Below are 21,536 nucleotides of genomic sequence, written 5' to 3'. Positions count from 1 at the left end.
CTATTTTTTTCTAACTTCGCCGATTTGGTTAGTGGCATTTAGCTGGATAACAGCATTGTATTTTTCCGATGAGACAGGATCTGTGAACCCTTTTATAAGAGTAGTTTCTCTCTTTTCGATAAGTCGGTAGATTTGGGCTTGGGTGAACTTCTTTCCATTCCATTCAAAAGGGATTTTGAAATGACAGCCTTGCTTCCAAGATGAGCAACCAAAAGCATTTTTGCCTTTTAATAGTTCGGAGCTGCATTTCGGACAGGTCATCTTTTTTTCTTCAACGGTTTCAAAGCTTAAGTTTGTGTTCTTGTCTATGATTAGATGGCCGTTTTGCTTTTTGCCGTTAATCGATGCATTCTTGATTAGTCTAGATTTTCCTTTTTTGACTAACGCTTCCATCATGGATTGACTTATTTTTATTTCATTCCATGAAAGAGGTAATCTGAAGTCGCAACCTTGTTTCCATTCTGAGCAACCATAAGCCGACTTTCCAGTAAGAACTTTTCCTTTTCCGCATTTTGGGCAAAGATTAGCTTTTTTTTCCGGAGCTTTTGACGGTTTTTTAGGAGAGTTGTTGTGTTGACTTTGGAGTATTTTTTGAGAACTGGCATTTTTCACATCACCAATGATGTTTGAAACCATTTCTTTCATTTCTTTCAAAAAAGAATTTGGTGATAATTTGCCATCTTCAATTTGTCTGAGCTTGTGTTCCCACTGCCCGGTTAATTCCACTGACTTCAGCAGGTCGGAATTTATTGTGTCAATTAGTTGAGTGCCGACACTTGTTGCTTCAAGCCTTTTTTTCTGTTTAGTTATATATCTTCTCTTGTGCAGAGTTTCAATAATGCTGGCCCTGGTTGAAGGTCTGCCAATGCCGTTTTGCTTTAGCACATTTCTTAATTCTTCGTCATCAACTTCCTTGTCTGCAGTTTCCATAGCTCTTAGAAGGGAAGCTTCAGTATAATACTTGGGAGGCTTGGTCATCTTTTCTTCGAAATAAGGCAGATGAGGGCCAGATTCACCTTCTTTGAACACAGGCATTACTTGTTCGTCTTCTTTTGATGCGCTTTTCCAATTTTTTTCATCCGCATATACTTCTCTCCAGCCCATGGATAATATCTGTTTTCCCGTAGCTTTGAATTTATGCTTTTCAACTTCGCTTTTGACTTCTGTTTTTGAAACGAGGCAATCATCATAAAATACAGCGATGAATCTTTTGGCAATGATATCGTAAACGCTCTGTTCTTGATTGTTTAGTCCTCGAGCAGTTACTTGCGTCGGTATGATGGCATGGTGGTCTGTTACTTTTTGGTTGTTGAAGACCTTTTTTGATTTTCTAATTTTTTTTCCAAGCAGAGGTTGGGTTAAATGTTGAAACCTTTCCATTGATTTCAAGATATAGCTTACCTGAGGATAAATATCATCAGGAAGAAAGGTTGTATCCACTCTAGGGTATGTTACAAACTTTTTTTCATATAGAGATTGAACGATTTTCAATGTTTGATCCGCAGAGAAAGAAAGTTTCTTATTGCATTCGACTTGCAGGGAGGTGAGATCAAAAAGGCTTGGGGGCAATTCTTTGCCATTTTGCTTCTTAAAGCTAACAATGGTTAATTCGCTATTTTTAATCTCGTTTACAATTGATTCAACACTTTCTTTTGAGGAGTATCGTTTGGTTTCGCTTGAAAAAGCGACATCTCTGTATTTTGTCTTTAATTCCCAGTACGGCTCGGGTGTGAAATTCTCGATTTCTTTTTGTCTTTTGACAATTAGAGCTAGTGTAGGGGTTTGCACTCTTCCAATGGAAAGGACTCCTTTGCCATCGCCGTATTTGAGCGTATACGCTCGAGTAGCGTTGATGCCTAGCAACCAGTCTCCAATAGCCCTGGTGCTGCCAGCTGCATAAAGGTTGGCAAAATCAGAGTTGCTGTACAACTTGTTGAAACCGTTTTGTATTGCTTCTTTCGTTAGCGATGAGATCCAAAGCCTTTTGATTTCTCCTTTGTATTTGGCTTTTTTTATGACCCATTGTTGTATCAGTTCCCCTTCTTGTCCAGCATCACCGCAGTTGATGACAAGTTTGGCTGTGGAGAGAAGTTTTTCTATGGTTTTAAATTGTTTTTTGATTCCTCCATCGTCGATAAGTTTGATTCCGAACCTTTCGGGAAGGATGGGGAGCATCTGCAAACTCCAGCTTTTGAGTATGGGCAAGTAGTCGTGTGGTTCTTTTAATGTGCATAGGTGTCCAAAAGTCCATGTGACTTGATATCCATTTCCTTCAAAATATCCATCATTACGTTGTTTGGCGCCTATGATTTGCGCAATTTCTTTTGCCACCGATGGCTTTTCCGCGATGCAAACTTTCATGCTTTACCCTGATACTTGGTTGAGAGGCCAATAATACTAAAAATTATTTTTTGGTGAAGAGTAAAGAGAATTTTTTGATAAAAAAAATACTAGAGGATCATAAATATTAATATCTCTAAATGAGATGCTTAGGTTCAAGCAAACCGTTTGACTCCTCATAAAATGAGTTGGAATGGATTTTTTTTCCATTTCATAGTTTGAGAATTAAAAAAAAACGTGCACATTTGCAGTCCCTTAAGCGAAAGAGATTTTAAGGAATGGGGAGATACCAAAGCGGCCAACTGGGACGGACTGTAAATCCGTTGTCTTTCGACTTCGCAGGTTCGAATCCTGCTCTCCCCACACAGAATTGAAAATCGCGGGTGTAGCTCAGTTGGTAGAGCGACAGCCTTCCAAGCTGTAAGTCGTCAGTTCGAACCTGATCACCCGCTCCAGCATTCAAATAATAGATTTGAATAAATTTTAAAATATTTAGTTGGGGAGATACCAAAGCGGCCAACTGGGACGGACTGTAAATCCGTTGTCTTTCGACTTCGCAGGTTCGAATCCTGCTCTCCCCACATAGAATTGAAAATCGCGGGTGTAGCTCAGTTGGTAGAGCGACAGCCTTCCAAGCTGTAAGTCGTCAGTTCGAACCTGATCACCCGCTCCAGCATTCAAATAATAGGTTTGAATAAATTTTAAAATATTTAGTTGGGGAGATACCAAAGCGGCCAACTGGGACGGACTGTAAATCCGTTGTCTTTCGACTTCGCAGGTTCGAATCCTGCTCTCCCCACATAGAATTGAAAATCGCGGGTGTAGCTCAGTTGGTAGAGCGACAGCCTTCCAAGCTGTAAGTCGTCAGTTCGAACCTGATCACCCGCTCCAGCATTCAAATAATAGGTTTGAATAAATTTTAAAATATTTAGTTGGGGAGATACCAAAGCGGCCAACTGGGACGGACTGTAAATCCGTTGTCTTTCGACTTCGCAGGTTCGAATCCTGCTCTCCCCACATAGAATTGAAAATCGCGGGTGTAGCTCAGTTGGTAGAGCGACAGCCTTCCAAGCTGTAAGTCGTCAGTTCGAACCTGATCACCCGCTCCAGTATTCAAATAATAGGTTTGAATAAATTTAAAATATTTAGTTGGGGAGATACCAAAGCGGCCAACTGGGACGGACTGTAAATCCGTTGTCTTTCGACTTCGCAGGTTCGAATCCTGCTCTCCCCACATAGAATTGAAAATCGCGGGTGTAGCTCAGTTGGTAGAGCGACAGCCTTCCAAGCTGTAAGTCGTCAGTTCGAACCTGATCACCCGCTCTATTTTCCGATATTTGTCGGTTGTTACTCTTTTATTGCGGGTGTAGCTCAGTTGGTAGAGCGACAGCCTTCCAAGCTGTAAGTCGTCAGTTCGAACCTGATCACCCGCTCGAGATTTTCTTTTGATTTTAAGCGAAACGTATTATTGCGTTTCGCTTTTTTGTTTTTGATTAATATGGATTACCTTTTTTTAAGTAGTCTTTTTCGGTTTTTTTCCAAGGAGGCCAGGCTTTGTTGAGCGTCAGGCAGTAGATCGGATACGGTGAGCCAATTGTGAAAAAGTCCCATGCCTTCAACTCCTGTTTTACTCCATTCTGTCATGGCTTCAGCTCCAGCCCAATGAAAGTTTTGCGCGATTTTTAGTAGACCTTCGTATAAGCCGATATCAATCAATCTTCTGTCGATTCTGGCTTGATATTGAGTTTCAAACATGAAAGCTAGTTTCTCGGATATGCTGCTTTTGCCGAATTCGCCATTTTTTAGCGGGGCTAGTTGTATTTCGAGATATTCTTTTAGATGAGCGTTTACTTGAAGCATTGCTTCCATTTTTTCGTCTTCACTGGCGTGGGGAGTGTTCAAGACTTCTGTATCCATCGCTCCATGAGGTATTACTCCTGATAGGTCGTATATAGATACTTTTTGGTCTATAAGGCTGAGGCTTCTTTTTTTTAAGTCGTAAATAAGATTGTCTGGGTTTAGTAAGAGTAGCCTGTCGATATTTCCCATTAATAAGTCGAATGCTAATACTTCCCCTAATCTAGACTGAAAGGATGGGTCTGCAAGAAGTTTTCTGTCAGAAGTGGATTCCATGAAATCTAGAGATCGTCCGCTCATTTTTTCCATGCAGATGAACTCTCCGGTAGGGTGGGATAGCAAGACATCTAAAAGTTCTCTGGCTGCTGGTGTTGAATGTCTTTTGATTCCTGCTTCCAGTTGTTCTACTTCGGTGCTTTGCATGGATATTAACCGTGTTCTTGGACTAAGTAGGGAGTTGGTGTTTTTCGCAATAAAGCTAGAGGCCATTCTTTCGTTTTCTCCTACAGAGTTTTCAAAAGGAAACTTAAGGACATATTCTTGTTTGTCATTTAATTTAACGAAAAATACATGTGAGCTGAGACCTTGTGATGGTTTGATGATGGTTGATATTTGGGCCCAATCAATTAATGCTCTTTGAATAATGCGTGGTTGTGGGATTTTATGCGGATTTGTTGTTGGAGTGTTCTTTGTTTTTCTACTAAGAGGTGAAAAATAAGGGGTGTCGTACATGGTTTGAGGGAAAAGAAAGAATCTTAAACTTAAACCTCTAGATCTATCTATTGTTTGATATTGAGTGTTGAAAGGGACTGGGGGGTAATAAAATTTGAGCATAAAAAAAGCAATCCAAGATCTCACTGCTACGACTTACTACCCTTGCTGCCTTCCGGCCCTGGGGGAGTTCATAAGGAGCTAGTAGTCCCGAATTGCGATGCAAATATAGTTGAATTAATTGTAATTGCAAACACTTTTATCAGCAACCGTTTATTTTTTCTCTTTTTCCTAAAAATTTGGGCTTGGTTTTTAGTATGTATATGTCAAGAATTGCTTTAACACGAGCGAAGTACTCTCTAATTTGGGTTTTGATGCCGTATCTTTCCGGAACGTCTTTGCAGGCTATGGCTGTGGCATTCAAATCATTTTTTCTCGCTAAAAAAATAGCTCTCTCATCATGGAAGTTCTGGGAGATGATAAGGACATTGTCTCCTGCGCCAAATACTTTCTTCATTCTTACCACAGAGTCTAGTGTTCTGAATCCCGCATAGTCCATTGTGATTGCGTCTTCTGGAATCCCTTTTTTTATCAGATCGTTCCTCATTTGAATGGGTTCGTTGTATCTATGATCGCTGTTGTCTCCGCTGACAACGATGCATTTGATGATTCCGTTTTTATAGAGACTGGCTGTTTGGTCTATGCGGTATTTGTAGTAGTAGTTCAACGTGCCTCTGCGAAGGTATTTGGATGTGCCAAGAAGCAGGCCTACTTTGCCTTTGGGGATGTTGTTTTGATTGTGAAAGATATAGGGCTTTGAATAGCTTGCAATGTATTCATACGATAGTATGCAAATAAGCAATGCTGATATCAGGCTTGTGATCAATGCATAGATAAAGAGCTTGAATATTTTCATTCAGTGGAATTCGGTTGCTGTGTGGTGTCGGTTTCGGTTGTGGAGTAAATATAAGTCGAAAAACCGATTTAGAGAAGAGAGGCGTGTTAATTCTAAATGGCTATAAATAAAAGTAGCGATTCAAGATCTCACCGCTACAACTTACTACCCTTGCTGCCTTCCGGCCCTGGGGGAGTTCATAAGGAGCTGGTAGTCCCGAATCGCTACGCAAATGTAACGCTTTTTTTACATTAGGCAAATATTTGCATAATATATTTTAGGTATAATATACTCTGTCTATGCTAATCCTTTGAGATACAGATTGAATACCAGACTAGTTGTTTCTTCGAATTCATCTACTTCTAGGTCTTCGTAGATGTCTTCGTCAAACTCCATCTTGGTTTTTTCTACTTTTCCGTCAGGATGAACGATAAGTTCCAGTCCTGTATAGTCTACAGGGTTGACTTGCACTAGAACAGTGTAACCTGAAAAATCTTTTTTAAAGTATTTGTGTATGATGTTTTTTGCATCCATAGATCTGTTAATTCAAATGTGGAGGCAAATAACAGTATTAATTGTCATATTCAAAAAAGAAAACGTCTAAGAACTGATCAAATTCATTGAAATCATCTTCTATTTGGTATTCTCCGACAAAATCTTCTGAATCGTCGAGAATTGTTAGTGAAAGGGATTCGTTGTTGGATTCCATGACTATTTTGTTGTAGATTTGTTTGCAAAGGAACTGTATCAATTTTATTGCCAATTTTTTATTTTTTTTACAAGAGGAATTATTGGTTTAGAGGGATTATTGACGGGATAAAATTTTTGGAGCGTTTTTAGAAGATTTAAATAGAATCAAGAATCAGAATTTTTATTATGAAATCAAAGTACTTACTTGTCGCTTTAGGTTGTTCTGTGAGTGTTTCAATGCTAGCGGGCTGTCAAGGCGGTGAAAATAAGAATCAAATGGAGCAACAGTCTGAGCATGGGATCGAAACCCAATACATGGATAAAAAGGTATATCCAGGAGAAAACTTTTATAAGTTTGTTAATGGCAAGTGGGATGAAGAAACTCAGATTCCCGCGGATATGTCGAGATGGGGAAGTTTCAATGAATTGATAGAGTCCAATAATGACAAACTCAAACATGTGATAGAGACTGCCATAGATTCTAAGTCATATGCTTTGGATACTGATCAAGGCAAAGCTTTGTTGATGTACCAAACAGGTTTGGATACAACGCGAATTCAAAAAGAAGGTTTGATGCCTTTGCAAAAGTTATTGAAGCAGATTGAAACTATCAAAGGCAAGGAAGATTTGCCTAAAGTTTTGGCGGAATTGCATAGCGAGGGGGTGTCTGGCTTTTTTGGAGACTATGTCTATCAAGACAAAAAGAACAGTAGTGAGATGACAGTCTATGTTGCTGGAGGTGGTTTAGGACTTCCTGATCGAGATTACTATTTGTTGCCGAAGTATGCAGACGTATTGGATCAGTATAAGGAGCATATTGTGAAGATGTTTGAGTTGAGTGGATACAATACTCAGAAAGCTCAGTTAGCGGCAAATGGGATTGTGAAATTGGAGACTAGCTTGGCTGAGTCTATGCTAAGCAGGGTTGAAAGAAGAGATCCAACAAAGACATACCATAAGATGTCTGAAAAAGAGCTTCAGGCATTGGCGGAATCATTTAACTTTAATGAGTATTTTAAAACCAGTGGATTTGATGATATACCTTATTATATAGTAGAGCAACCGAAATATATGGCTGCCTTCGATCAGATATTGAGAGAAACCGACTTGAATCATGTGCAGGATTATTTGTTGTGGAATGCGATCAGCGCCGCTGCGCCATTTCTAACTGAAGAGTTGGTTTATCAGAATTGGGAGTTTTACAGCAAGACTATGAGAGGTGCGAAAGAGATGAGGCCTCGATGGAAAAGAGTTTTGGGTACTGTTAATGGCAGCGTTGGCTTCGCTATAGGCAAAGTGTATGTGGAAGAGGTTTTTCCTCCTGAAGCGAAGCAGAAAGCTTTGGAAATGGTTGAGAACATCGAAGAAGCTTTCAAGGAAAGGATTAAGCAGTTGGATTGGATGGGGGACAGCACCAAACAAAAGGCTTTGCATAAGCTCGCTTCATTTAGAGTGAAGATAGGCTATCCAGATAAATGGGAAAACTATCATAAGTTGAAGCTTGATTCTGCGGACTCCTATTTGGATATGGTGCTTAAAAGCGCAAAATTAGCGCATGAAAAGAATGTGGCAGAGTTGTATAAGCCGGTTGATAAGACAAAGTGGCATATGACTCCGCAGACGGTTAATGCTTATTATAGTCCGATTAACAATGAGATCGTGTTTCCTGCGGCTATTTTGCAACCTCCTTTTTATGATTACCAAGCGGACGACGCTGTGAATTACGGAGGTATTGGAGCAGTGATCGGTCATGAAATGACACACGGCTTTGATGACCAAGGGAGAAGGTACGATGCCCAAGGAAATCTGAAAAATTGGTGGACTGAAGAAGATTTGGAGAAATTCAACAAGAAGGCGGAAGTGCTTGTAAAGCAGTTTGACGCTTATGTTGTGTTGGATTCTTTGCATGTGAATGGCAAGTTGACTTTGGGTGAGAATATTGCCGATTTGGGCGGAGTGACACTGGCTCATCAAGCTTTGATTAATAAAATGTCTGATGAGCAATTGAAAGAAAAGATTCAAGGGTTTACTCCTGAGGAAAGGCTTTTTATTTCTTGGGCGACAATCTGGAGGACAAAATATAGACCAAAAGCACTGGAGCAGACCTTGCTTACTGATGTTCATTCTCCGGGTATGATTAGAGCTTTTGCTCCATTGTCCAACTTGGAGTCCTTTAAGGAGGCTTTCCATTTGAAAGATGGGGACCCGATGGTTAGACCTGCATCGGAAAGAGCTAAGATTTGGTAATATAATTGACATGCTGAATTGATATTGAAATATATAAAAGCCGGGTAGCCGGCTTTTTTAGTTAACATAAATTTTTAAAAGGATGAGAAGGAAAGTGGCATTGGTTACAGGTTGTGGCAAAGGTATTGGGAGAGCGATTGTTGAAAAGTTGACTGAAAAGTATTTTGTGGTTGGTTTGTCCAGAACTGTTGTTGATCTTGGCTTGGATTATTTCAAAATGATCGCTTGCGACATCTCTGATGAACAACAAGTGAAAAAGCGTATAGCCGAAATTATTGAAGATTTTGGGCAAGTGGATGTTTTGGTGAATAATGCGGGCATTGGCGCTTTTGGTGTTTTGGAGCAAATTGAAAGCGATGTTTTCAAGCAAATGATGGATGTGAACGTTCAGGGAACTTTTCTTATGAACAAGTATGTGGTGCCTCACATGAAGGCTGCTAGGGTGGGGCATATAGTGCAGATAGCTTCTGATGTTTCAAAAAGAACGTTTGCGGAGGGGAGCGTCTATTGCGCCAGTAAATATGCTCAAGATGCAATGACTTCCAGTTTAAGAGCCGAGGTTCGTGAATTCAATGTTAAAGTTTCATCAATATACCCAGGTCTTACTGATACGCATTTTGCCGCATCAACTCCTGGAGAGGAACATAAGCAAGGCTGGTTGTCTCCCTATGATGTAGCTGACGCTGTAAATTATATTCTTTCCTCTCCAAAACACGTGGTCGTGGATGAGTTGATGATTCACCCGATGAGTCAAGACTATTGATAAGTTTTTGAAATTGGTTTTATTTTTATGTAATTGAGTCTCTTTATGATATAATAGATTTTTAAATAAGAATATTTTTAATTTTTCTTTATAAAAAATGAAAGCAAAATTTAAGTCAATGCTGTTGTTTGCAGGCTTGCTAGTCGCTAGCGCCTGTACCCAAGAGACTCAAAACAGAATAGGAAGGTCCATACAGAATTGGACAGGTACAAATGGCGTGTTGGAAGTGTACAGTGGGGGCAAGCTAATGAAAAGATTTATGAAGATAGATAAAATGTCCACTGCCTCGGGTACTCAAGATGGTACTTATAGACCTTATAGGTATGGGTATGGATATTTAGATCAGAATCTTAATGGGCAGATTGATGCGGATGAGAAGAAAAAGGTATACTTTGAAGTCAGTGATTATTCCACAGAGTATTTGTTTTTTGAACAGCCTTAAAAGGTGTTAGGGAAGAGTTGTAAAATAAAAAGGAGGCCATTTGGCCTCCTTTTTATTTAAACTTGGTGAGCTCTCGCGTTTCTCTTAAACCTAAACATCAATATGATGCCTACGATAAAGTAGAACATTAATAGCAATGTGCTATGCCTCATGTTGCCTGTTAAGCTTTCTATGAAGCCAAAGCTGAATGTTCCGCCGACAATGGAGAGCTTTTCGGTAATTTCATAAAAGCTGAAATAAGAGGTGTTGTTGGAGTTTTCATTTGGGATTAACTTGGAGTAAGTGGCTCTTGACAATGATTGAATTCCTCCCATGATCAGACCAACAAGTGAAGCGAGCATAAAGAATTGTATCGCTGAATTGACAAAATAAGCGTTTATGCATACGATAATCCACAGAAAGAGCATGATAATAATAGAGTAAGTGTTGGATTTTCGTCGAGAGATATTAGCGAAGAGGTATGACCCGGGAACAGCGATGAATTGGATCGCTAGAATTGTTCCAATAAGTTCACCAGTGCTTAATGAAAGTGTCTTTTCGCCGAAGGTAGCGGCAAGCAGCATAATAGTCTGCACTCCCATGTTATAACAGAAGAAAGCAGTTAAGTATTTTTTGATATAAGGTTTCGCTTTAATTTCTTGCCATACACGATGTATATTTTGATATCCTTTCAGTAAAGTGCTTGCTTTTTGTGGTTCCACGGAATGATTGTTTTCGGGAAGTTTTCGGAAAGAATATTGCGAAAAAATAATCCACCATAGACCAACAGACAAGAAAGAGATTTGGGCGGGCAGAGAGTCGTTGGTGATACCGAAAGTTTTCGGACTGAGAACAACAATCAAGCTAAGAGTTAATTGAATGACTCCCCCGATGTAGCCCCAACTATAGCCCTTTGCGCTAACTTTGTCAATCATATCTCTTGAGCAAATCTCCGGGAGATATGCATTATAAAACACTAATGAACCAGCATAGCCGATGCTGGCTAATATGCTTAGAGTGATTCCATAGTTGATATTATGGCCTTCAAAGAAAAACAAGCCCATGCATGAAAAAGCACCCAAATAAGTAAAAGTCTTCATAAGAGGTTTTCTCAGATTGCCATAATCGGCAATTCCTGACAGAATAGGTGAAATCAGCACGATAACTAAAAATGAAAATGACAAGGCATAGGAGTATAGCACTGTGTTGCTGATTTCAAGCCCCATGAATGGAATGGTATCTCCATTGAAAGCCGATCTTGTCGAGGCATTGTAGTAAATGGGAAAAATTGCTGATGTGATTGTAAGCATGTATGCGGAATTTGCCCAATCGTATGCGCACCATGCGTTGATAGTTGTTTTGTCATTCATTGTAGATGTTGCTTTTTATATATTGTCTTTTATTCCTTATGATTGAATTTGACCTATTGGATTAATATAAGCGATAAAAAGTGTATTTTATTTTTATATTTGTTTATAACAATGCAATGTCATGAAAAAGAGAAATTTATGAAACATATTTTTACTTTTAAAGGTCCTGTCAAAGTCGTTTTTCTTTGGGCTTTGTTTGCGAGCATTTTCGCTGTTAATCAGCTCCATGGCCAAGGTTCTAGAAAACTAACTTACAAGGATATATATGATAATCCATATGATATCAACAATTTCTATTTAAAGCTGCAGCCTTTATACGCTGAAGTCTTTCTGACCAATTTCACTGCGGGATATGGCGGGGAGATTGAGTATTTTTGGAAAAACAAAGTGGATTTCATGGCTTCAGTTAGGACCGCTTACGCTCAGCAAACGGATATGGTAAAGGACTTGGCGGCTAAAAACAATAAAGTAGATTCTAATGTAAAGCCTTTTTTATATGCGGAAGCTGGCTTTAATATTCATTTGATTGATGGGTTGGAAAAGGGGAAAGCTAAGATGGTGCTTCATCGCCGCAATTATTTGAAATCAGTTAAATGGAAATCAAGAGTTCCCGATTATGTGGAGGTCCCTGCTGATGTAAGGCAGGTAATAGGCTTGCATTTGGGAGGTATGTATTATAACACAGGGATAAGGTTGGATCAAGTCTTGACGAAACAAAATTTGGTTTTGGGGCCTGTGCAGCAAGAAGGCGCTCCTGAGATAGTGTTGGATGGAAACTCGTCTGCGTTTGCCAATATGGCTGCGTCAGGATTTTACGCAGGGGTCCAATTGTCATGGATCAAAAATGTGATCATGAAGCCTTCTCGAAATTACGATATGCTGGTGGATGATTTGATTTTTGATTTGTTTATCGATTTGATTGTGATGCCTTCAATTCAAATTGATCCTATATTTTACAAAGGAGTTGAAATGGATTTGGAACCAATAGAAAGAAATAAGATTGGTTTCAGAGTTGGAGTGGCTGGAAAGTTTAATAGAAAATTTTCTTGGGGATATGGAGGTGAAATTGGTTATAGGCCGGGAGTTTCTCAGTTGGGATTCTATACACAACTTAAAGTTTTCGTTCCAGTGTTCGGTTCCAAGCCTAAGCAAAAAATCGAGGCTGTGAAGGAAGAATAATATTGCGCTTGAAGCTTTTTTATGGTGATATTATTTTGCTTTTTTACTTTAAGTAAAGAATTTTGTTTCGTTCATCTTCTTTAATCAGAATTTTAAGCCACCATAAAAGGTGGTTTTTTTATTTTTGAAACCAATTTGAAGTATTTTTTTAGCAACTATTGATAATTTTATTTTTTATTAATGTCAATTATGTATTTATTTTTTTGTTTCATTCGACAGATAGTTTAGTTGTTAAATTTTTACAAAATTAACCAATTCTTAAATATATTTTAAAAAAAGCCTTGAAAAAGGCGATTTTATTAGAATATAGATAAAATGACGCAGGTCATTAAAGCCTGAAAAGTGATAAAATTATTCATTTGAGTGATAATAAAATATTGTAAAAGTTGTGATTGATAATATTTTATCTTAAGTTTGAGATACTTAACAAACAATTTTTAGTCCATTATTTATGAGTAAAGCACGTAAAATGAGTAAAAATCTACTATTAAGTTGGATTTTTGTTCTTCTAACAGTTGGGTCTACATGGGCTCAGGGAAGAACAGTTACGGGAACGGTGAAGGAGACTTCCGGAGAGCCGTTGCCAGGAGTTAGTGTGGTTGTAAAAGGAACAACCAATGGTACTATCACAGACCTTGAGGGGGCGTTTTCAATTAGTATTGATGAACCGGAAACCGCAGTATTGGTTTTTTCATTCATCGGTTTGACAACGCAAGAAGTGACAGTTGGAAATCAGACGAAGTTCGATGTTGAAATGACGTCAGATGTGAAACAGTTGGATGAAGTTGTAGTAACAGCCCTTGGAGTTGAGAGAGATGAAAGGTCTCTTGGATATTCCGCTCAACAGCTTAAAAGTGAAGATCTGACACAGGTTAGAGAAACAAATATTGTCAATTCTTTGTCTGGTAAAGTTGCAGGTGTTCAGATTAACAGCAATAGTAATATGGGAGGGTCCTCAAGAATCTTGATAAGAGGGGCGAGTTCTATTACAGGTAATAACCAACCGTTATTTGTGGTTGATGGAGTGCCATTGGATAACTCTAATTTTGGAACTTCCAATCAGGCTAGAGGAGCTGGAGGGTATGATTATGGTAATGCTGCTCAAGATATAAACCCTGATGATATTGCCTCAATGACTGTACTTAAAGGTGCGGCAGCGGCTGCCTTATATGGATCTAGAGCTTCAAATGGTGTAATTGTTATTACTACAAAGTCAGGTAAAGGAAAGAAAGGAATTGGAGTTTCAGTGAATTCAGGTGTGACATTTGAAAAAGTAAACTTATTGCCAAGTTATCAAAATGAGTATGGAGGTGGTACTTCTGAAGAGTTTGCAATTGATCCTGAATCAGGTTTACCTGTTGTGAATTTTTACGCGGATCAATCTTGGGGACCTAAATTACAAGGTCAACAAGTAGTTCAATGGCATAATATATATGATTATGAACAAGGTTTGACAAGCCAACTTACTACTAGTCCTTGGGTTGCTAATCCAGATAATGTTAAAGATTTTTTTCAAACAGGTGTAACATTAACAAATAATGTAGCTGTTCAGGGAGGTAATGATGAAGCTAACTTTAGATTGTCTTATACTAATAAGGATATTACTGGAATATTTCCAAATAGCCATATGAGTAGAAATACTTTTAATTTTGCAGGTTCAACGAAGCTAAATGATAAATTGACAGTAAATGCCAATGGTAGTTATGTGTCAAGCAGAGCGAAAGGAAGACCAGGTACTGGTTATGATGATGGTAACGTAATGCAGCAGTTTAATCAGTGGGGACAAAGACAGTGGAGCAATGATTTGCATAAGAACTATAAAAACCCAGACGGTAGTCAAAGAAGTTGGAATAGAAGTAGTATTGATAACCCAGACCTAGTTTATTCAAATAACCCATATTGGGTTCGTTATGAAAATTTTCAAGATGATGATAGAGAGCGCTTTTTCGGTAATGTTGGAATGAATTATAAGATTACTGAAGAAATTTCTGTTTCAGCTAAAGCAATGACAGATTTTTATACAGATTCTAGAAGAGAGAGGTTAGCTGTTGGATCGATTCGAACAGATCAAGCACAAGGTAGAGGATATTACTCTGAAGATGTCATTAGAGTTAAAGAAGATAATTATGAGTTCTTAACTAATTACAATAAAACATTTGATAATGAGATTTCATTGAATGCATTTGTGGGTGTGAATAGAAGAACAAAGTCTTACAGAAGAAACTATGCTGAAACACAAGATGGTTTAAGTGTTCCTGGTTTATATACTTTAACAAATTCGGTTGGTTCTGTAATTCCGATAGATGATGGATATGATAAGATTGTGAATAGTGTATTTGGAAGTGCTTCCGTTGGTTGGAGAAATATGGTTTTCGTTGATGCAACTTTTAGAAACGATTGGTCTTCAACATTGCCAACTGAAGGGGGACAAAATTCATTCTTTTATCCATCTGTAACTACTTCATTTGTATTTAGTGAGTTAGGCTCTTTGGCAAATTCAAATTTGCTGTCATTTGGTAAATTGAGATTTGGTTGGGCAAGTGTTGGTAATGACACAGACCCTTATAGATTAGCTCAAACTTATCCTGCAAATCCTCAAGGTGGTTTTGGTGGAAACCCAATTTACACGACACCTAATACAATGAATAATTCTGAGCTGAAACCTGAAACTACTGAATCTTTCGAATTAGGTTTAGACTTAAGATTTCTACAAGATCGAATTGGATTGGATGCGACAGTTTATAGCTCAAGATCTTATGATCAAATTATACCAGTTCAAACATCTGCTGCTTCAGGATTCGTCTATAAGTATATCAATGCTGGTTTGATGACAAATAAAGGTGTTGAATTAATGTTGTCAGGGACTCCGATAAAATCATCTGGAGGCTTCCAATGGGATGTTGTTGTAAACTGGGCAATGAATAGAAATAAAGTAGTTGAGCTTGAAGATAATTTAGAAACTCTTAGGTTGGGAACAGCACCATTTGCTGTTACAATTGAAGCTGTAGAAGGAGAATCATATGCGACTATTTATGGAACAGCTTATCAAAGAGATGAAAATGGTAATAAGATAGTTGGCGATGATGGTTTGTATTTAGCTACTGAAGAAAAAGTTGCTTTAGGGTCTGCTATGGCTGACTGGACAGGTGGTATAACTAATAGCGTATCATATAAAGGGTTTACATTAACTGCTGTAATTGACGGTTCATTTGGAGGAAAGATCTTCTCAACAACTAATATGTGGGGTAGGTATTCTGGTATGTTTGAAGAAACGACTGCGAATAACATTAGAGAAACAGGGATTGTGGCTGCTGGTGTAAAGCGAGATGGTTCTGTTAATGATATTAATGTTGATGCAAAAAGATACTTTCAACATGATAATGGATATAATATTGCAGAAGCTGATGTTTATGATGCAAGCTATATCAAATTGAGAGAAGTTAGTTTGGCATATAAAATACCAAATAAGTTGATTTCTAAGGTTGGAATTCAGGATATGGTATTCTCTGTTGTAGGTAGGAATTTAGCATTGCTTTATAGTGAAGTGCCTCATATTGATCCTGAGTACGCAGTTTCTTCAGGTAATGTTCAAGGTTTGGAGGGTGCTGCTACACCGATGACAGCTTCTTGGGGATTTAACTTGAATTTTAAATTTTAAGATTGCAAAGATCAAGCGTTTTGTGGATTGAAAACGCTTGATTGACTTAAAGTTGTCTCATTAATATTAGAAATAATTATGAAAAGAATATATAAAAAGTGGTCTTTGGTATTGTTTTCGGCTTTAACATTAACTGCCTGCAATGATGATTTTGATGCCTTGAATACAGACCCTGATAGACCAGAAGAAGTACCATCAGCATATTTGCTTACATCAGCTCAAAAAGGATTGATGGATGGAACATTAGATGAATGGAATAATGGTAGATTTGGTATGCTTTGGTCACAATATTGGGCACAACAAGAGTATACTGCAGAATCAAGGTTTAAGCTAAGGGATGGATCTATTAATAATATGTGGTCTGAATATTATGCAGGTCTTGATGGCTCTACTGTAAAACTTGGAGGTGTGATGGATCTTGTGAAAATAATGGAGCAAGAAAATGCAAAACCAGAAGAAGGTAGAAATGAGAATATGATAGCAGCTGCTCGTATCCTTAAGGTTTGGATGATGCAAAACATTACTGATATTTGGGGAAATGTACCATATTCTGAAGCTTTTCAAGCTGAAAGTGGAATAAGCAATCCTGTTTATGATTCTCAAGAATTAATTTATGCAGATCTTTTGAAGGAATTAAAAGAGTCTTTTGCTCAATTAGACCCTGCTGGAAAATTAATTGATGGAGATGTAGTATATTCTGGGGATCCAAGTAGTTGGCAAAAATTTGCTAATGCACTAAGGTTAAGAGTTGCAATTAGGATGGCTGATGTTGATGAAGCTACTGCAAGAGCTGAAATTCAAGATGTGTTACAGTCGGGTGTTTTATTTTCTGGTGTTTCAGATGAAGCTTCATTTCCTTATATGGATAGCCAGCCAAATAATAACCCATTAAGTCAGTATTTAGGGGGGCGTTCTGATTTTTCACTTTCAGAAACTATGGTAAATGAAATGTTGCCAAAAATGGATCCAAGGTTGCCAATATATGCAAACCCTGCTGTAGATTCAGATCAATTTGTAGGAAGACCTTATGGTCAAACCGATGATGAAGCTGCTCAGATGGCTAAAACTTCTGTTTCTCAACCTGGACCAGGTTGGGTTGGAGCATTGCCAGGAGTTTATATTTCATATTCGGAACAACAATTTATTTTGGCAGAAGCAGTTCTTAGAGGCTTCATTGCAGGAGATGCATTGACTTATATGAAAAGTGGTGTTAGGTCTTCTATGGAGTTTTGGGGTGTTGATGTAAGTGAAGCAGATGTTTATGTTGATGCTGTTTCTTTAAATCAATCAACTTGGAAGAATGATTTAGGTTATGAAAAGTGGGTTGCATTATATGGTCAAGGCCAGCAAGGATGGATAGAATGGAGGCGATTGGATTTTGGTATATTGATTTTGCCAGTAGGAGGCATTCATGAAGGAGCGCTATCTGATGATATGATCCCTGTTAGGGTTACTTACCCAACAAATGAACAGACCCTTAATAGAATAAATTGGACAAACGCTATTCAAGACCAAAGTTCTTCAAATGGGTGGACTGGTGATCGTTTAGATGGAAAAGTTTGGTGGGATATTAATTAAAAAGTAATATAAGATCGTAAAAGGCTTGCCATTTGGCAAGCCTTTTTGTTTTACAAAAGTCTTAAGCTTTTTGTGTAATTTATATTCGGGTTCTTTTGAGCGAAGTTGATGTCCATCAATTCCGTTCCCGGCACATTTTCATAGAATCCATCCAATGCGAAATTCTTGTCTTCCATGCCAACTCGGCCTATAGTGATAAGAATGTTGGTTCTCATTACTCCGCCACCATTTGGATAAGGCTCGCCAAGAATCTTGATTTTCTTGATTTCCAAAGGCTCGTTTGGTTTCCACCATGGTGTCAAGATTTGAGTGAAACGTCCCGAGTAGTCGTTAAGCACGACTGTAGAATCCTCAGTTGGATGTCTTTCGAACTTGATCGCTTTGTAAGGCACTTCGTCGATCATTTGATTGTAGCCATTATAGATGTTATGCGCTGTTAAAGAATCATGCTCCAAGATTTTATGCTCGAACAGACCTTCCGCGTATACTTCGATTCCATCTACATTGACGATTAGCTTTCTTGATAGTTCTCCAGATCTTTCTTTGCTTCTCTTTGAAGTGAATCTTACATTGTAGCCCTCATGGTTTTCGATAGAAGGGAATGTAATGTAAACCTTCTCGTCGGCCTTAGTTACAATCGTTTGCTCGCTGATCAATTGGTCGTTCAAGTCGAAGATTTCAACAGTCACTTCACCGTAGTGAATTACATCATCAACGAAGAAGTCAACATATACAGGGATATCTCCAGTGATTTTCGCTTCAACCTCTGCGCTTACCGTGTCCACGTCCTCTCTTGGCATATCGCCTTGATACTTCACTACTTCAGCTTGTATCACTGTTGGTTGGTCAACTTCTGTGCTGAACGAAACAGGTTTAGCGTCTTTCAAGTAATAAAGCGGCTCAAGATTTTCATTGAGAAGCTCTAGTCTGATAAGCTCATAATCCTTAGGCGCATCCAATTTCAAACTGAAATTAGGATCTGTGATTCTACAAATACCGTCATTATCTACTTTCGCGATTAGAGTTTGAGCAACTACTTGCACGCCGTCATGAAAAATATTGTAGCCGATATAAGTAACCTCATTGTATACGGGCTTGATAAATGGAGATTCATTGGCTGATCTTCCGCTTATCTTAGCAATATCAGGTTGATTGACTACGATTTCGAAAAGGGTGTTTTGATTTTTAGTAGTAGCGGCTTGTTCCTCTATCTGATTCTGGCAGTTTGTGAAAAACAACAATACTGTCAGATAACTTAGAAATTTAAGCGTTTTCATTGGTTTTGTTTGAAAAGTTGTAAAGTAATTAAAAAAATTATCGATAATATTTTCCTTGTTTGCATGCTGATGCAAATATTATTGATTTTTTGTTTTGAAAAAAAAACTTTAATTAGCCAAGATGTAAGAATATTGAAGAAATTCTATTGTATTGATTGATAGTCTATTATATAGAGGCTTTTATTCATTGGAATTGCACTATGTTACCTCTATTTTTTTATTTCAAGTATGTAATATTAATTGTTTTATTAAAGAAAAATCATGACATTTTGTGAAATTTTGTTTGGCGATAATGGTTGATTTGGAGTAAAAGTTTTGATAATAAAGTTTTAAAGCTGGTTTCCCCATATAAGATTTTTTAGGAGCAAGATTTTTTTGAGGGTGGTTTGCTATGATGAGCCTGAAACTATATTTAATGTGTTCATTTGATGGATTAGTTAGGGTTTAATATTTATGCAACTCTTTTGAAAAGCGAATTTATAGAAGGAGGGACTTATTATAAATGCTTTAACTTTATTAGCTAGTATTGTGAATATGAATAAAAGCTGGAAAATATTAAACTTGATTAACTATTTGGATTTCAAGTTTGCAAGTCATTTTAAAGTCAAAGATTTTTGGGAAGCAGATTTGGAAACGATTGGTTTCTTGAATTTGGATGATTCAAAAATGATATATGTGTCCACATTAAAAAGTGATAAAACTTTTTTGTTTCTGTAGAAGGTGGAAATATAAATACTGACAATTATAACACAATCGCTGAATTTGAGAATATTGAAATAGATCAGTTGCATGATATTTTTAAGGTGCATTTGGGAATTAATGCAAATGCATAGCTTTTTAAACTACTTTTATAATTTGATTAATCACTATGAACTTGTCTAAAAATATATACATAAGAATAATTTTGCTAGCAACGCTAAATATCTTGATATTTATAGGGTTGGCATATGCTTCTATATTTTTCGAATTTTTGGTTCTTGGCTGGGGAGCGAGTGCTAATGCTCCGGAGTTTAATATTGATTTGACATCCATAAGTCAGATTTGTATTCTTGGATATTTAGCTTACTCTAAGAAAAGAATTGATGTTGCATTCATTGGGTTGATTTTATTGGGCATGTATTTATTTTTGAGGTTTGAGTTAGGATTAAATTAAAAAATCAGCCATCAATAAATGATCTTATTGACAGCCGATTATTATCCCTTCAATACAGCTAATGGCGAAAGTTGTACAACAATTTCGGCAAGGTCCTTTTGATTTTCCATGACTTCGTCGATGTTTTTGTAGGCGCTTACCGCCTCGTCAAGATCGCTTTTGTTTCTTACGGCATGTACGATGCCTTTGTCATTCAGGTATTGAATTTCTTCTTTCAGATCCAAAGTACGCTGAGCTTGCTTTCTGCCCAGCTTTCTTCCTGCACCGTGAGAACAAGATTTGAAACTTTCAGGATTTCCCAATCCTTTGACGATATATGAACTCGTCCCCTGGGATCCTGGTATCATGCCTAGTTCGCCCTCAAAGGCAGGAGTTGCTCCTTTACGATGCACGAGCACATTTTCGCCAAAATGGTTTTCCCAAGTCGCCAGATTGTGCGATTTATTGATCATTTCTCCTGTTTCAAATTCTCCCAAGACAGCTTGCATAGCTTCTACTAGACGCTCCATCATTAATTTTCTATTGGCAAGCGCAAACTCGATGCAATAGTTCATTTCTTTAAGATAGTTTTTGGCTTCGGGAGTTTCAATGGGTAAAAATGCCAAATCCGTTTTCTTGTCCACTACTGAAAAGTACCTTTCATTCAGACGCTTTGCCAGCTTGTTATAATGGTCTGCTACTTTAGCGCCAAGGTTACGGCTTCCAGAGTGAATCATCAGCCAAATATGTCCGTCAGAGCCTTGCTGGATTTCCACAAAATGGTTGCCTCCTCCCAAAGTTCCGATTTGCTTCAAAGCTTTGTTGTAGCCTTGCGAGACGATTTCCAAGCTGTCAGCTCCTTCTGGCATTCGCTCTTCTCCTTGAGATTCTTTATGCCAATTCATTCCAACAGGAATTCGTTTACGAGCTTCACCCAAGATCGCTTTAAGATTGTCTTTTTCTATATTTTTAAGGCTCGTTGGCAATGCGCACATCCCGCAACCGATATCAACGCCGACAGCATTGGGCACTACTACTTCCTTGGTCGCTAATACCGAGCCTATAGGCATGCCATAGCCTTGATGACTGTCCGGCATCAATGGAATATGTTTGAATGCAAAGGGAAGGTTCGCAAGGTTTTTGGCTTGCTCTAAGGCGCCGTTTTCTATATCATCCAGCCAAAGTTTGATTGGCCGTTTTTCCGTGCTGATTACTTTTTTCATGTACTTTGTTTAAATAAAATGTCTTTTACAAAATAGAAGCATTATTGCGCAATCTTTTTGCGTAGTAAGAAAAAAATGAACTCCTTTTAAAAATAGAATTGAAAATTGAATATAATCATGTTGGTTTTTGACTTATTTTTACAAGATTAATGATATGTTTGATAAATGAAGTAAAATTATATTTTATTGTTTTAT

15 protein-coding genes, 11 tRNA genes and 2 other RNA genes are annotated in these 21,536 nt (G+C 37.9%); 18 read left to right on the top strand and 10 right to left on the bottom strand.

Annotation, left to right across the window (positions count from 1 at the left end; genetic code table 11):
• The gene (locus AABK36_RS16275) at positions 1–2,361 is read right to left on the bottom strand and encodes a type IA DNA topoisomerase (protein WP_309940272.1); all 2,361 of its coding nucleotides are present in this window, start codon (positions 2,359–2,361) and stop codon (positions 1–3) included.
• Between the two features lie 259 nt (positions 2,362–2,620).
• Here AABK36_RS16275 and AABK36_RS16270 point away from each other — a divergent pair.
• From AABK36_RS16270 to AABK36_RS16220, 11 genes are all read left to right on the top strand, one after another.
• Positions 2,621–2,703, top strand: a tRNA-Tyr gene (locus AABK36_RS16270).
• 16 nt (positions 2,704–2,719) lie between these two features.
• A tRNA-Gly gene (locus tag AABK36_RS16265) sits at positions 2,720–2,795 on the top strand.
• Between the two features lie 43 nt (positions 2,796–2,838).
• Positions 2,839–2,921: transfer RNA gene (locus AABK36_RS16260), tRNA-Tyr, on the top strand.
• Between the two features lie 16 nt (positions 2,922–2,937).
• Positions 2,938–3,013 (top strand) — tRNA-Gly (locus AABK36_RS16255).
• Positions 3,014–3,056: 43 nt separating this feature from the next.
• Positions 3,057–3,139, top strand: a tRNA-Tyr gene (locus AABK36_RS16250).
• 16 nt (positions 3,140–3,155) lie between these two features.
• Positions 3,156–3,231, top strand: a tRNA-Gly gene (locus tag AABK36_RS16245).
• 43 nt (positions 3,232–3,274) lie between these two features.
• A tRNA-Tyr gene (locus AABK36_RS16240) sits at positions 3,275–3,357 on the top strand.
• A 16-nt stretch (positions 3,358–3,373) separates the two neighbouring features.
• Positions 3,374–3,449, top strand: a tRNA-Gly gene (locus AABK36_RS16235).
• A 42-nt stretch (positions 3,450–3,491) separates the two neighbouring features.
• Positions 3,492–3,574: transfer RNA gene (locus AABK36_RS16230), tRNA-Tyr, on the top strand.
• Between the two features lie 16 nt (positions 3,575–3,590).
• Positions 3,591–3,663, top strand: a tRNA-Gly gene (locus tag AABK36_RS16225).
• A 37-nt stretch (positions 3,664–3,700) separates the two neighbouring features.
• A tRNA-Gly gene (locus AABK36_RS16220) sits at positions 3,701–3,773 on the top strand.
• A gap of 70 nt (positions 3,774–3,843) precedes the next feature.
• Here the strand turns inward: AABK36_RS16220 and AABK36_RS16215 are convergent.
• The 6 genes from AABK36_RS16215 to AABK36_RS16190 all read right to left on the bottom strand — a co-directional run bounded on the left by AABK36_RS16215 (position 3,844) and on the right by AABK36_RS16190 (position 6,512).
• Positions 3,844–4,929 (bottom strand): protein kinase family protein, encoded by a 1,086-nt coding sequence (locus AABK36_RS16215; protein ID WP_309940273.1) that lies wholly within the window; start codon positions 4,927–4,929, stop codon positions 3,844–3,846.
• Positions 4,930–5,032: 103 nt separating this feature from the next.
• An RNA gene (ffs, locus tag AABK36_RS16210) (signal recognition particle sRNA small type) lies at positions 5,033–5,130 on the bottom strand.
• Between the two features lie 40 nt (positions 5,131–5,170).
• Entirely contained in the window at positions 5,171–5,824 is a 654-nt protein-coding gene (locus AABK36_RS16205) for a SanA/YdcF family protein (protein WP_309940274.1), read from the bottom strand.
• Positions 5,825–5,933: 109 nt separating this feature from the next.
• Positions 5,934–6,031, bottom strand: an RNA gene (ffs, locus tag AABK36_RS16200) — signal recognition particle sRNA small type.
• Between the two features lie 69 nt (positions 6,032–6,100).
• Positions 6,101–6,337 (bottom strand): hypothetical protein, encoded by a 237-nt coding sequence (locus AABK36_RS16195; protein ID WP_309940276.1) that lies wholly within the window; start codon positions 6,335–6,337, stop codon positions 6,101–6,103.
• Between the two features lie 37 nt (positions 6,338–6,374).
• Entirely contained in the window at positions 6,375–6,512 is a 138-nt protein-coding gene (locus AABK36_RS16190) for a hypothetical protein (RefSeq protein ID WP_309940277.1), read from the bottom strand.
• Positions 6,513–6,679: 167 nt separating this feature from the next.
• Between AABK36_RS16190 and AABK36_RS16185 the strand changes: the two genes are divergently transcribed.
• The 3 genes from AABK36_RS16185 (at position 6,680) to AABK36_RS16175 (ending at position 9,945) form a co-directional block, all read left to right on the top strand.
• Complete coding sequence (locus tag AABK36_RS16185) at positions 6,680–8,740, top strand: M13 family metallopeptidase (protein WP_309940278.1); 2,061 nt, start codon at positions 6,680–6,682, stop codon at positions 8,738–8,740.
• Between the two features lie 82 nt (positions 8,741–8,822).
• Positions 8,823–9,503 carry an SDR family oxidoreductase gene (locus tag AABK36_RS16180; protein ID WP_309940279.1) on the top strand — a complete coding sequence of 227 codons (681 nt, stop codon included), beginning with the start codon at positions 8,823–8,825 and terminating at the stop codon, positions 9,501–9,503.
• A gap of 97 nt (positions 9,504–9,600) precedes the next feature.
• On the top strand, positions 9,601–9,945 hold the full coding sequence (locus tag AABK36_RS16175; RefSeq protein WP_309940280.1) for a hypothetical protein: 345 nt from the start codon (positions 9,601–9,603) through the stop codon (positions 9,943–9,945).
• 56 nt (positions 9,946–10,001) lie between these two features.
• Here AABK36_RS16175 and AABK36_RS16170 read toward each other — a convergent pair whose 3' ends face one another.
• Positions 10,002–11,294 carry an MFS transporter gene (locus AABK36_RS16170; RefSeq protein WP_309940281.1) on the bottom strand — a complete coding sequence of 431 codons (1,293 nt, stop codon included), beginning with the start codon at positions 11,292–11,294 and terminating at the stop codon, positions 10,002–10,004.
• Positions 11,295–11,432: 138 nt separating this feature from the next.
• Between AABK36_RS16170 and AABK36_RS16165 the strand changes: the two genes are divergently transcribed.
• From AABK36_RS16165 to AABK36_RS16155, 3 genes are all read left to right on the top strand, one after another.
• Complete coding sequence (locus tag AABK36_RS16165; RefSeq protein ID WP_309940283.1) at positions 11,433–12,473, top strand: hypothetical protein; 1,041 nt, start codon at positions 11,433–11,435, stop codon at positions 12,471–12,473.
• Positions 12,474–12,942: 469 nt separating this feature from the next.
• Positions 12,943–16,131, top strand: a complete 3,189-nt coding sequence (locus AABK36_RS16160; RefSeq protein ID WP_309940284.1) for a SusC/RagA family TonB-linked outer membrane protein — start codon at positions 12,943–12,945, stop codon at positions 16,129–16,131.
• Between the two features lie 78 nt (positions 16,132–16,209).
• Positions 16,210–17,709, top strand: coding sequence for a SusD/RagB family nutrient-binding outer membrane lipoprotein (locus AABK36_RS16155; RefSeq protein WP_309940285.1), 1,500 nt, complete (start codon positions 16,210–16,212; stop codon positions 17,707–17,709).
• Between the two features lie 50 nt (positions 17,710–17,759).
• On the opposite strand, the gene AABK36_RS16150 is transcribed toward AABK36_RS16155, so the two are convergent.
• Positions 17,760–18,986, bottom strand: coding sequence for a hypothetical protein (locus AABK36_RS16150; protein ID WP_309940286.1), 1,227 nt, complete (start codon positions 18,984–18,986; stop codon positions 17,760–17,762).
• A gap of 868 nt (positions 18,987–19,854) precedes the next feature.
• On the opposite strand from AABK36_RS16150, the gene AABK36_RS16145 reads away from it, so the two are divergent.
• Positions 19,855–20,139 (top strand): hypothetical protein, encoded by a 285-nt coding sequence (locus AABK36_RS16145; RefSeq protein ID WP_338390288.1) that lies wholly within the window; start codon positions 19,855–19,857, stop codon positions 20,137–20,139.
• 41 nt (positions 20,140–20,180) lie between these two features.
• Here the strand turns inward: AABK36_RS16145 and AABK36_RS16140 are convergent, their stop codons facing one another.
• The gene (locus AABK36_RS16140) at positions 20,181–21,341 is read right to left on the bottom strand and encodes an RtcB family protein (protein WP_309940289.1); all 1,161 of its coding nucleotides are present in this window, start codon (positions 21,339–21,341) and stop codon (positions 20,181–20,183) included.
• Positions 21,342–21,536 lie beyond the last annotated feature (195 nt).

Origin of the sequence: Aureibacter tunicatorum, assembly GCF_036492635.1 — a bacterium.
In the GTDB taxonomy this organism is placed as follows: Bacteria; Bacteroidota; Bacteroidia; order Cytophagales; family Cyclobacteriaceae; genus Aureibacter; species Aureibacter tunicatorum.
This window is presented reverse-complemented; position numbering and strand designations above follow the sequence as displayed.

Excerpts from the sequence above, each read along its gene's own strand:
- AABK36_RS16275 (WP_309940272.1), bottom strand. The coding sequence starts at position 2,361 with ATGAAAGTTTGCATCGCGGAAAAGCCATCGGTGGCAAAAGAAATTGCG.
- AABK36_RS16215 (WP_309940273.1), bottom strand. The coding sequence starts at position 4,929 with ATGTACGACACCCCTTATTTTTCACCTCTTAGTAGAAAAACAAAGAAC.
- AABK36_RS16205 (WP_309940274.1), bottom strand. The coding sequence starts at position 5,824 with ATGAAAATATTCAAGCTCTTTATCTATGCATTGATCACAAGCCTGATA.
- AABK36_RS16195 (WP_309940276.1), bottom strand. The coding sequence starts at position 6,337 with ATGGATGCAAAAAACATCATACACAAATACTTTAAAAAAGATTTTTCA.
- AABK36_RS16190 (WP_309940277.1), bottom strand. The coding sequence starts at position 6,512 with ATGGAATCCAACAACGAATCCCTTTCACTAACAATTCTCGACGATTCA.
- AABK36_RS16185 (WP_309940278.1), top strand. The coding sequence starts at position 6,680 with ATGAAATCAAAGTACTTACTTGTCGCTTTAGGTTGTTCTGTGAGTGTT.
- AABK36_RS16180 (WP_309940279.1), top strand. The coding sequence starts at position 8,823 with ATGAGAAGGAAAGTGGCATTGGTTACAGGTTGTGGCAAAGGTATTGGG.
- AABK36_RS16175 (WP_309940280.1), top strand. The coding sequence starts at position 9,601 with ATGAAAGCAAAATTTAAGTCAATGCTGTTGTTTGCAGGCTTGCTAGTC.
- AABK36_RS16170 (WP_309940281.1), bottom strand. The coding sequence starts at position 11,294 with ATGAATGACAAAACAACTATCAACGCATGGTGCGCATACGATTGGGCA.
- AABK36_RS16165 (WP_309940283.1), top strand. The coding sequence starts at position 11,433 with ATGAAACATATTTTTACTTTTAAAGGTCCTGTCAAAGTCGTTTTTCTT.
- AABK36_RS16160 (WP_309940284.1), top strand. The coding sequence starts at position 12,943 with ATGAGTAAAAATCTACTATTAAGTTGGATTTTTGTTCTTCTAACAGTT.
- AABK36_RS16155 (WP_309940285.1), top strand. The coding sequence starts at position 16,210 with ATGAAAAGAATATATAAAAAGTGGTCTTTGGTATTGTTTTCGGCTTTA.
- AABK36_RS16150 (WP_309940286.1), bottom strand. The coding sequence starts at position 18,986 with ATGAAAACGCTTAAATTTCTAAGTTATCTGACAGTATTGTTGTTTTTC.
- AABK36_RS16145 (WP_338390288.1), top strand. The coding sequence starts at position 19,855 with ATGAACTTGTCTAAAAATATATACATAAGAATAATTTTGCTAGCAACG.
- AABK36_RS16140 (WP_309940289.1), bottom strand. The coding sequence starts at position 21,341 with ATGAAAAAAGTAATCAGCACGGAAAAACGGCCAATCAAACTTTGGCTG.